The 11,606-nt window shown below is 46.4% G+C and carries 9 protein-coding genes; 1 reads left to right on the top strand and 8 read right to left on the bottom strand.

The window, feature by feature from the left end:
• Position 1: 1 nt before the first annotated feature.
• The 7 genes from mreD to BWI44_RS15845 all read right to left on the bottom strand — a co-directional run bounded on the left by mreD (position 2) and on the right by BWI44_RS15845 (position 10,162).
• Entirely contained in the window at positions 2-502 is a 501-nt protein-coding gene (mreD, locus tag BWI44_RS15875) for a rod shape-determining protein MreD (protein WP_044534186.1), read from the bottom strand.
• Positions 503-585: 83 nt separating this feature from the next.
• Positions 586-1,428, bottom strand: a complete 843-nt coding sequence (mreC, locus tag BWI44_RS15870) for a rod shape-determining protein MreC (RefSeq protein ID WP_044534185.1) — start codon at positions 1,426-1,428, stop codon at positions 586-588.
• Positions 1,429-1,437: 9 nt separating this feature from the next.
• Positions 1,438-2,460, bottom strand: a complete 1,023-nt coding sequence (locus BWI44_RS15865) for a rod shape-determining protein (RefSeq protein ID WP_007667579.1) — start codon at positions 2,458-2,460, stop codon at positions 1,438-1,440.
• Between the two features lie 96 nt (positions 2,461-2,556).
• The gene (gene purH, locus BWI44_RS15860) at positions 2,557-4,080 is read right to left on the bottom strand and encodes a bifunctional phosphoribosylaminoimidazolecarboxamide formyltransferase/IMP cyclohydrolase (protein ID WP_195209523.1); all 1,524 of its coding nucleotides are present in this window, start codon (positions 4,078-4,080) and stop codon (positions 2,557-2,559) included.
• Between the two features lie 264 nt (positions 4,081-4,344).
• Entirely contained in the window at positions 4,345-6,381 is a 2,037-nt protein-coding gene (locus BWI44_RS15855; RefSeq protein ID WP_195209524.1) for a M13 family metallopeptidase, read from the bottom strand.
• Positions 6,382-6,448: 67 nt separating this feature from the next.
• Entirely contained in the window at positions 6,449-8,410 is a 1,962-nt protein-coding gene (gene abc-f, locus BWI44_RS15850) for a ribosomal protection-like ABC-F family protein (RefSeq protein ID WP_195209525.1), read from the bottom strand.
• Between the two features lie 258 nt (positions 8,411-8,668).
• Complete coding sequence (locus BWI44_RS15845; protein ID WP_007667589.1) at positions 8,669-10,162, bottom strand: sensor histidine kinase; 1,494 nt, start codon at positions 10,160-10,162, stop codon at positions 8,669-8,671.
• 222 nt (positions 10,163-10,384) lie between these two features.
• Between BWI44_RS15845 and BWI44_RS15840 the strand changes: the two genes are divergently transcribed.
• Entirely contained in the window at positions 10,385-11,230 is an 846-nt protein-coding gene (locus BWI44_RS15840) for a helix-turn-helix domain-containing protein (RefSeq protein ID WP_195209526.1), read from the top strand.
• 53 nt (positions 11,231-11,283) lie between these two features.
• Here BWI44_RS15840 and BWI44_RS22390 read toward each other — a convergent pair whose 3' ends face one another.
• On the bottom strand, positions 11,284-11,403 hold the full coding sequence (locus BWI44_RS22390) for a DUF8506 family protein (RefSeq protein ID WP_488472724.1): 120 nt from the start codon (positions 11,401-11,403) through the stop codon (positions 11,284-11,286).
• Positions 11,404-11,606 lie beyond the last annotated feature (203 nt).

Raw genomic sequence — 11,606 nt, 5'->3', positions numbered from 1 at the left:
CTTACTTCTTCTTCACTCCTTCTATAGCCATGATACAGGTTACAGTCAGCAACGTACTTGCCACAATTCTCAGCAGCAACGTTCCGATATGTGCGAACGAAAAGAATTCTATGGTAAGTAATATTGCATGATGAATAAAAACGCTAACAACCAAATACTTCAGGAAAGGAACAATCCCCATCGATTTGATCGAAGGAACTATATTTTCGAACGTATCCCGCGGTACAAACAGACGCAGGAAAGTAGGGCGTAAAAAAGCCAAAGCCACCGTAGCCGCAGCATTCATACCCGGTGTATCCGAAAAGATATCCACCGTCAGTCCCAGAAAAAACGCCCACAGCATCAAAGCATTCCGCGGCATTTCCGACTCGAATTTCAGTATGAGATAGATATATAGAAAAGGAGTGGCATATCCGGCAATATGCACATTATTCAATATCAGTACCTGCAATAGTACCAAACCGATAAACCAACCTATTTTATGCAGATAATTGAGAACCAATTTGATTTACAATTTTACAATTTACGATTTACGATTGAGGTTACTCCCCTATCATTTATCACTCCTATCACCTTATCACTCTATCACTTCTCCTCTTCCTTCTCCAGCGCTTTCTGCTCCTCTTGTCCGGTACGGGCAATTACCCGCACATTGCTCACCTTACCGAAGTCCGTAGCCAGTTTTATCTTCAATAGATAAGAGAGACCGTCGTGAGAGTCGGACATATCATCCACCGTTCCCACCATGACTCCTGCTGGGAATACTGTAGAATAACCACTTGTCACCACCGTATCACCCAAGTTGAACTCTGCATGGCGAGGTAAATCCTTCAGATATGCAAAGCGAGAATCTCCATATTCCCACTTCAAATAGCCAAAATACTCGCTGCCTACAATCTTACAACTGATGCTCGATTTACTGTTCAGCAACGGAATAACGGTAGAGTAATGCGGAGAAGTTTTATAGACAATGCCCACTACTCCATTAGCATCTACCACGCCCATTTCCGGACGGATACCTGCAGACGAGCCTTCATCAAGTGTAATATAGTTATCCACCCGGTTCAAACTGTTTTTGATGACATTCGCCTTGAATATTTGGTATTCTTCCGGGTCAAGCCGTTCCAGACTATAGAGCCGCACAGAGTCCATTCCTTTATTATTCAATGTTTTCTCCAGGAATGCCACTCGTTGCTCCAGCCACATATTACGGTCGAGCAAGTCCTCATTGACAGATTTCAGATGGAAATAAGAAGTTATAGTTCCCGAAACATCGTAAACTTTCCCCGCCACACTATTGGCCGATGTGAAAAACACACTCTGCTGATAGTAATTGAAGCGGAACAATAAAACAAAACTGGCTGCCTCTAACAGTAGAAAGAGGAACCAGTAGTTGTATTTAATAAGAAAGTTCAGTAAATTTCGCATATGCCTTTATTACCGCATCAAGAATGAGAAACGATCCACATTCTTCAGCGCCACACCCGTACCTTTGGCAACAGCGTGCAGGGGATCTTCGGCAATGTGGAACGGAATGTTTATCTTATCAGTTAAACGCTTATCGAGTCCACGGAGCAATGCACCACCACCTGCCAGATAAATACCGTTGTGCACGATATCGGCATACAATTCGGGAGGCGTATTTTCCAATGCATTCAAGATAGCTGTTTCAATCTTTGAAATTGATTTCTCCAGACAGTGCGCTACTTCCTGGTAGCATACAGGCACTTCCATAGGCAGAGCCGTGATACGGTTCGGACCATGAACGATATAATCTTCCGGAGCATCCTCACCCAGTTCGGTCAAGGCAGCACCTACATTGATTTTAATACGCTCGGCCATACGCTCGCTGACCTTCACATTGTGTTGACGGCTCATATACTCCTGAATATCAGCAGTCAAGTCATCACCCGCAATGCGGATGGAGTTATTGGCTACAATACCACCCAAGGAGATAACGGCAATTTCCGTAGAACCACCACCTATATCCACAATCATATTTCCTTCCGGAGCCTCCACATCGATACCGATACCGATAGCAGCAGCCATAGGTTCGAAAATCAGGTAGACGTCACGTCCGCCGGCATGTTCGGCAGAGTCGCGCACGGCACGCAGCTCCACTTCAGTACTACCTGAGGGGACACCGATAACCATACGGAGCGAAGGAGAAAACAGACGGTTACGATTATTCACCATCTTTATCAAACCGCGTATCATCTGCTCGCAAGCATAGAAGTCGGCAATTACACCGTCACGAAGCGGACGGATGGTACGTATGTTTTCGTGGGTCTTTTCGTGCATCATCTTTGCCTTATCACCCACGGCAATCATCTTATCGGTGCGACGGTCGAGAGCTACCACCGAAGGCTCATCCACCACAATCTTACCATTGGTTGTGATAATGGTATTGGCGGTACCAAGGTCCATCGCTATTTCTTGCGTAAAAGAGAATAATCCCATGTTGTTAATTATGAATTATAAATTATGAATTATGAAGATGACAGCATGCTCGGCGCAACTAACTCATCATTCATCATTCATAATTCATCATTAATATTAGTGTTTGAAATGACGAATTCCTGTGGTCACCATCGCGATGCCATGTTCGTTGCAATAGTCGAACGAAAGCTGATCCTTGATGGAACCACCCGGTTGAATAACTGCGGTCACACCTTCATTTCCGGCAATCTCCACGCAATCGGGGAAGGGGAAAAAAGCGTCGGATGCCATCACGGCACCTTTCAGGTCGAAGCCGAAGTTCTTAGCTTTTTCGATAGCCTGCTTCAAAGCATCCACACGTGAAGTCTGTCCCACACCGCTTGCCAGCAATTGCTTGCCTTTAGCCAGTACGATAGCGTTGGACTTGCTGTTCTTCACAATCTTGTTAGCAAAGAGCATGTCTTCTATTTCCTGTGCGGTAGGTGTTTTCGTGGTTGCAGTTTTCAAATCTTCAGGCTTCTCGATGTTCAGGTCGCGGTCCTGTACCAATACACCATTCAGGAGAGAACGGAACTGCTTCTTAGGCAGTGAGGCAGGCTTGCGAACCAGAATAATACGGTTTTTCTTCTGTCCCAGGATTTCCAATGCGTCTACATCGTAATCAGGGGCAATAATTACTTCAAAGAAGATTTTATTGATTTCCTCAGCAGCCTCCTTATCGACCACTCCGTTTGTGATGAGCACACCACCGAAAGCAGAAACAGGATCGCCGGCCAATGCATCGTTCCATGCTTCGAGCACCGTGGGACGTGAAGCCAGACCGCAAGCATTGTTATGCTTCAATACGGCAAACGTAGTCTCTTCAAATTCATCGATCAAGTCAACGGCTGCATTGATATCGAGCAGATTGTTGTAAGAGATCTCCTTTCCGTGAATCTGGTCGAACATAGCTTCCAGATTTCCGTAGAAGTAACCCTTCTGGTGCGGGTTCTCGCCGTAGCGCAAAGACTTCTGATTATTGGCAGAGCAACGGAACGCAGAACCTTCTTCGCCATCGAAGTAGTTGAAGATGGCTGAATCGTAATGGGAAGAAACGGAAAACGCCTCTTTGGCAAACCAACGACGTTCTTCCAGCGAAGTGGTAGCTCCATGTTCCATCAACATATCTCGGAACGGCTGGTATTGTGCCTGAGAAGCAATGATAACTACATCATTGTAATTTTTGGCAGCAGCACGGATCAGTGAAATACCGCCTATATCTATTTTCTCGATGACAGTCGGCTCGTCGGCACCGGAAGCTACGGTAGCTTCAAACGGATACAAATCGACGATAACGAGGTCTATTTCGGGAATTTCATATTTTTCTATCTGTTGCATATCCTGTTCCAGTCCGCGACGGCAGAGAATACCACCGAACACTTTCGGATGCAGGGTCTTCACACGTCCACCCAGAATAGAGGGATACGTGGTCAAGTCTTCCACTGCTTTACAGGGATAACCCAGTGATTCTATAAACTGACGAGTTCCGCCTGTTGACAGAAACTCAACTCCTTCTTCATGCAGTTTGGTGATGATTTCGTCCAAACCTTCCTTATGATAAACCGATACTAAAGCGGTTTTAATTCTTTTTGTTTCAGACATGGAATTGCGTATATAAGTATTTGATGCGCAAAGGTACTAAAAATGTTTATTTGCACACATACTCAAACACAATAAATTAGGTATAATTAAAAAAGGCAGCAATCCTGTTTAGGATTTACTGCCTTTATCTTTCTTTTTTGCCAAACGGAAAGGAAACCGCTCCACTGTGCCAGAGTTGTGCCACTGTTTTGGCACAGTTTTGCCATCACCTTGGCAAGACTATGCCATGCTCATGGCACAACTGTGCCAAAGCGATGGCAAAACTTACCAGATAGAGATACGTTCTTCTATCGGTACATACATCGGATCTTTCTCCGTAATGCCAAATGCATCATACCATGCTGCAATGTGCGGCAATGCAGCGTCTACACGCCATTTGCCCAAAGAGTGTACGTCAATCTTCGTCAATTGCAGGATGGCTTCGGGACGGGTATTGTTAGCCCAAACATTGGCATAAGCCAGGAAGAAACGTTGTTCGGGAGTGAAACCGTCTTTTACTTCCAGCGGAGCAGCAGCGGTAGCCTTCTTGAATGCCTGGTAAGATACTTGCAACCCTCCGTGGTCGGCAATGTTCTCACCCAGCGTCATACGACCGTTGGCATGTACCCCCGGTGCAACCTCGATGCTGTCAAAGAAAGCAACCATTACATCGGCACGTTTCTCGAAGTTCTTAGCATCTTCTTCCGTCCACCAGTCTTTCAGATTACCGTCTTTGTCGTACTGGCGACCTTGGTCGTCGAAGCCGTGTGTCATCTCATGACCGATTACAACACCGATTGCACCGTAATTGAAGGCATCATCAGCATTCATATCGAAGAACGGATATTGCAGGATACCGGCAGGGAAACAGATTTCATTCGTTGTCGGATTGTAATAAGCGTTTACGGTTTGCGGAGTCATCAACCACTCGTCTTTATCCACCGGTTTACCGGCTTTGGCAACCATTTCGGCATATCCCCAAAGATTGGCACGTTTGATGTTGTTCCAATATGAATCGTCTTTGATCTCCAAGGTAGAGTAGTCTTTCCATTTATCAGGATAACCGATCTTCACGTGGAAAGTGGCCAGTTTCTCCTGTGCTTTCTTCTTGGTTTCGTCGCTCATCCAGGCAAGGTTGTTGATGCGTTCGCCCAAGCTGGTCTGAAGGTTCTTCACCAAAGATATCATACGTTCCTTGGCAGCAGCAGGGAAGTATTTCTCTACATACATCTGTCCTACGGCTTCACCCAGTGCGGAACTTACCACAGAAACGGCAGTCTTCCAACGGGGTTGCATTTCCTGCGTTCCGGACATGGTACGTTCGTAGAAGTCGAAATTCTGTTGAGCCATCTCATCATTCAAATAACCGGCAGCTGAATCAATCAGTTTCCATTGCAGGTAAAGAGCTTGCTGATCGACGGGTAAGGTATTCAGGATGTTGGCAGCTTCAGCAACCGAAGCGGGCTGGCCGACAATGATTTCCTTCACATCTGTCAGTCCAAGACCTGAAAGGTATGCGTCCCAGTTGAAAGTAGGATAATTCTTCTTCACCTCTTCCATGCTCATCTTATTGTAGTTAGCATGCGGGTCACGCAGTTCGGTACGAGAACGGAAAGCCTTGGCAAGACGGGTTTCCACGTCCATAACCACTTCCATACCTTTCTTGGCAGTAGCCTCATCGAAACCTGCCAACTGATACATTTTCTGTACATGAGTACGGAAGGCATCACGGATAGCGGTAGTAGAAGGATCAGTAGCCAGATAGTAATCGCGTTCGCCCATGCTCAAGCCGCTTTGATAAAGCTGCACGGCGTTCTCGTTACTGTTCATTTCGTCAGCAGCCACATAAAGGCCGAGGTAAGCACCGATGCCCTGTTTGCGCAGATCGGCGAGCAAAGCATAAACAGCTTCTTTATCTTTCAGGGAAGCAATCTGTTCCAGATCGGCTTTGATAGGAGCAACACCTTCCTTATTCAGCTTCACGCTGTCCATGACAATCTTGTAGAGGTCGCCTACCTTTTGCGCTACACTGCCTGCTTCGTGCTGAGTGGCAGCCAGTTCTTCAATCAGACCTTGTATCTGCTTACGATTATTCTCGGCAAGTTCTGTAAAAGAACCGTACTGTGAATACTCAGGTGAAAGTGGATGGCTTTCAATCCAACCGCCACAGGCGTACTGATAAAAACTACTCCCCGGAAGGGCAGTTGTGTCAAGATTGGCAAGCTGGATACCGGCTGTCATTTCAGCTTTCTGCTTGCCCGTACCACATCCCACCATCATAAGGCAAGCTGCGGCTAAAGGTAAATAATGAGTTACTTTCATAAGATATAAATAATATTTAAGTGATAGCGTGATAAAGTGATAAGGGGAAGGTATTCACCATATCGTTTTATTGTTCTCGCTTGGCTTCTTCCAGTTCGGTAGAGACGGCATCCCACTCTTCCATCACAGAGTCGAGCTGTTGCTTCAGTTTCTGATGCTGCTCGTAAAGGGCCATATCCGAAGCTCCCTCAGGAGTTGCCATTCGGGCTTCGAGAATGGCGATGGCAGACTCGGTCTGTTCAATCTCCGATTCACAGTCAGCAACGCGACGTTCTAGTTTTTTGAGCTTCTTGTTCAGTTCCTTCTGTTCTTCGTAGGAAAGCTTGGCACCGGAAGATTGAGTGACGGTATCCGTATTCTCTCTTCCACCGGAAGGTGAGGTAGAAAGTGCGGGTGCTTTCTGTAATTCGTTCAGGTTTTCTATCTGCTTCTTTTGCAGGAAGTCGTAGATGCCACCGAGGTGTTCTTTCACAATTCCACCACCGAACTCATATACTTTAGTCGCAAGTCCGTCCAGGAAATCACGGTCGTGGCTTACTAAAATGACTGTACCGTCAAATTCGTGGATGGCATCTTTCAGCACATCCTTCGAACGCATATCAAGATGGTTGGTCGGTTCGTCCAGTATCAGGAAGTTCACGGGTTCCAGCAGGAGTTTGATCATTGCGAGGCGGGTACGCTCTCCACCGGACAACACTTTCACTTTCTTATCAGAAGCTTCACCGCCGAACATAAAGGCACCGAGGATATCACGTATCTTCGTGCGGATATCGCCTACGGCTACGCGGTCGATGGTATCAAATACAGTCAGGCTTTCATCCAGGAGTTGTGCCTGGTTCTGAGCGAAGTAACCGATCTGTACATTATGACCGAGGGTAAGCTTACCGGTATAGTCGGTGATTTCTCCCATGATACACTTTACCAGGGTGGATTTACCTTCACCGTTCTTACCTACGAACGCCACTTTCTCACCACGGTTTATGGTCAGGTTGACATCGTGGAAGATGACATGGTCGCCATAGGCCTTCCGGACATCCTCACAGATGACAGGGTAACTTCCGCTACGGCTGCTGCAAGCAAACTTCAGGCGCAATGCAGAGTTGTCTTCCTCGTCTACCTCGATGCGTTCTATCTTTTCCAGTTGTTTGATGCGGCTCTGCACCTGCACGGCTTTCGTGGCTTTATAGCGGAAGCGCTCGATAAAGGCTTCCGTATCTTCTATCTGTTTTTGCTGATTCTCATAGGCACGAAGTTGCTGTTCACGACGTTCCTTCCGCAGTACGACAAATTCGTCATACTTCACTTTGTAGTCGTAAATCTGTCCGCAAGTAATTTCAATGGTACGTGTGGTGACATTATTGAGAAATGCACGGTCGTGACTCACCAATACCACGGCATTGGCACGTGTAGAAAGGAAATTTTCAAGCCATTGGATACTCTCAATATCCAGGTGGTTGGTAGGTTCGTCGAGCAACAGCACATCGGGACGGCGAAGCAGGAGTTTGGCAAGCTCGATACGCATACGCCAACCACCGGAGAACTCACTGGTGGAGCGGTCAAAGTCTTCGCGGCTAAAACCTAAACCTTGCAGGGTTCGTTCTATTTCAGCACGGAAGTTGGTGCCGCCCATCATCAGGAAACGTTCGTTCTCATGAGTGAAACGGTCGATGAGTTTATGGTATTCTTCGCTGTCATAATCGGTGCGTTCGGCAAGTTGCCGGTTCATGCGTTCAATGTCTGCTTGCATTTCGAAGATGTGTTCGAAAGCCAGTTCCGCCTCTTGCATCACGGTACGCTTATCACTGAGAATCATCACCTGTGGCAGGTAACCGATAGTACATTCGCGGGGAATGGCAACGACGCCGGAAGTGGGCTGCTGTAGTCCGGCCAATATCTTGAGCATGGTAGACTTACCCGCACCATTCTTGCCCACCAGGGCGATGCGGTCTTTTTTGTTGATTACGTAAGAGACGTCTTCGAACAGAGGGGTTGCATTAAATTCTACCTTCAGTCCTTCTACTGATATCATAGTGTCAATGAATTTATCGTTCAGGGCTGCAAAGGTAACGATTTCCTGTGGGATATGACATCGGAAGCCTATATTATTGTAACTCGTTGGCGGAATTCATTCACTTCTATACGGTAATGAACAAAATGTGATAAGGTGGTAGGGTGATAAAGTGATAGCGGAATAACGCTCTGTGGTATATAGCGCAGCTACCTTATCGCCCTATCACCTTACCACCTTATCACTCTTGTATTCTTTTCTTTTCCGGTATGCACCAACTTATTCTTCTACTTTCAGCGGCAAAGTGATTGTAAAGCATGTACCCTTTCCGGGTGTGGACGTCACTTCGATCTTGCCTTCAAAACGTTTAACGATTGTTTTGCAAATGGACAGCCCCAGGCCCGTGCCTTGCTTGAAAGAGTCTCCTTTGTAAAAACGGTCAAAAATATGTTCAAGCACTTCTCTTGACATACCTGTTCCGGTATCTTCCACAAATATATTTACATACCCGGAAGCGGCCGGTCGGTATCCGATACGGATATTTCCTTCGGAAGTAAACTTTATCGCATTGTTCACCAGATTGTTTATCACCTGGCTCAACCGGGCGGGATCGGTATAAACAGTCACCTCCTGTCCGGGAAGGTCCAGCAGCAGTTCCACTCCTTCGCGCATATTTATCCTTTGCGCACTGCCTATCTCATTCAATACCCGATGGAGGGAAACACTGCAAAAACTAAATTCCATGGTGTTTGACTCTATCTTGGAAAGGTCCAAGATATCGGAGATCAAGACCATCAACAGCCGGCTGTTCTTTTCAATCAGAGAGGTAAATTCGATGATATCTTCTTTGGTCAAGTCCGATTCGCCATAAGCCAGCAGAGAAGAAAAACCTACGATAGCATTGAGTGGCGTACGTATTTCGTGACTCATATTGGCAAGAAAGATACTTTTTAGTTCGTCACTGCGCCGGGCTTTGCGCAAGGCTTCATTCAGCCTTTCTTCGGTATCCTTATATTTCTGGGTACTCATGCAGATACCGACAACGCGGAAAGGGGTTTCTTTCAACTGCCCGACGTAGGTGGACTGGGCTTCGAACCACTCCCAACTGCCGTCGTCACGGCGAAGACGGTATTCCACGGGGGCTTCATACAGACTGCCATCCAGTTGGAGGGTCAAAGCGTCAAATACCGACTGACGGTCATCGGGATGCATCAAATAAGCAAATTCTTCAGGAGTAAGAGTATAATCTCTTGTGGGAATACCCAAATATTCGAAGTAGCGGGGATCGATAATCATAAGGTTACGCTCCATGTCGTAAGACCATTGGAATATCTGCGTGCGGCTCAGGGCGATGTTCAGCAGATGTTTTCGGGTACTTTCTTCCAGCACGTTGCGGTAGTAAAGTACGATTCTTACCAGCCGGTTTTCCTCATATATGCCCATCAGAGCACCTTGTATAAGAAAACTAATATGTCTCTTTGGTTCAAGCATGAAGCAATTGGAAGACAAGTGGATAATGCTCTGACGGCCTTCATGCAGATCCTGTAGGTAACGGGGCAGGACGTTCTCTCGGTCCTGCACCACTTCTAGCATGTCGACGACGGGCTTTCCAATGATGTCCGCATCCTGTTGAAGTTCATCACTCATCTGCTTGTTCATACGCCAGATGCGGTCTTCAAGATCGATCATGACAATGCTTACGGGCCATACATCGAACAATTGTTCGGCAATGGCGTTCACTATCCGTACTTCCTGAGGTATATCGGGGTTCATAGGATTATGTTTATCGTGTAGGGTGACAAAGGTCGGGCATAAACAGGTAGTTGGCAAACAAACCGGAAGAAATCAATATTCCATTTTGGCACAGATATATTCCATCGTTCACACCTTTACATCTTTTAACGGGACAGAAAGAGATAAAGAGTCGGATTTAACGGTTATTCCTGTTGATTATATACCGATATCTTTCAATTTTGCATACCTAAAAGGAAAGAGATGAGCATAAGTAAATTCAATATACATGCAGGCTTCACTGCTTACAAGTGTATCACAGTTCATAAGTTGGAACCTTTATTGGAGAAATCCTATAAGACAGAGGGAGGTATTTTTGTCCTCTGCAGCAAAGGTTCCCTGAAAACAATCATCAATCATACCGAATACCGGATTCGGGCGAATGAGTTGATAGCGCTTCCGCCAGAGAGTTTCGTACAGTTGCTGGCAGCGTCGGATGATGTGGAGATCCATGCTGTCATGTTTTCACAACAACTGATCCAGAACGCGGGGATGGGTAAGAATATGATGGATAAGTTCCACATCATCGGCAAGCACTATGTTTTCCCGCTGTCGGAGGTGGCTTCCATGCTATATGCGGAAATGTTTACGTTTCTATCGCACCTTTATAAAGAGATAGGGGAGAATTTGAGTGAAGCTATGTCCCAGTCGTTCCTGAGCCTGATGTTACAGGGGGTGTCCGAGCTTTGTCCGGAACAGGCGAAGCTGATAGAAACGCCGGGTAGCAGGCATTTCCAGCAGTACCGGATTTTTGTCAGACTGGTACATGCAGACTATGCCCGGGAGCATCAGGTGGCGCATTATGCTAGGCAGATGAATATGCAGCCATCAGCCCTTTGCCGGCTTGTCAAGAAAGAGTCGGGGCATACGGCAATGGAAATTATCAATCAGACACTCATCATGGATGCCAAGACACAACTGCGCACGGAGAATACACCGGTGAAGGATATTGCACTGGGTCTGGGGTTCAATAATGCAGCTTTCTTCAATAAGTTTTTTAAGAAACATACGGGGGTGACGCCGCAGATGTTTCGGAATTCGGTGAGATAGCGGGGATACAGAAAAAGAACGTATATCTCCACATTCCCAGCAAGCGAAGATATTTATTTCATCTTTCGCTGCTTTGCCTTACGAAGCAGACGTCGGGCAGGAATGGCTTTTATTTCACCATCAGGTGTACCCACTATCACAGTTTCGTTCCGCTGTGCTTTTTTCTCAAGCATGCGTTGCTAGGCCAGTGCCAACCCATAGTGCAATTTCTCGCTTAATTCCTTCCACTCATCGTTTGACATAACTTTCTATGGTTTTAAAGAGTTCTACTTCATACATCCGTGTCGGAAGAGTAGGACCGCCTTCAGCAACAATAACGCGGTTCTCCTTCAGCATATTCTTAGTAAGAATTTAGAGTTGCTAACATTTTCACCGC

Source organism: Bacteroides sp. Phil13 (assembly GCF_001940965.1).
Taxonomy (GTDB): Bacteria; Bacteroidota; Bacteroidia; order Bacteroidales; family Bacteroidaceae; genus Bacteroides; species Bacteroides intestinalis.
This window is presented reverse-complemented; position numbering and strand designations above follow the sequence as displayed.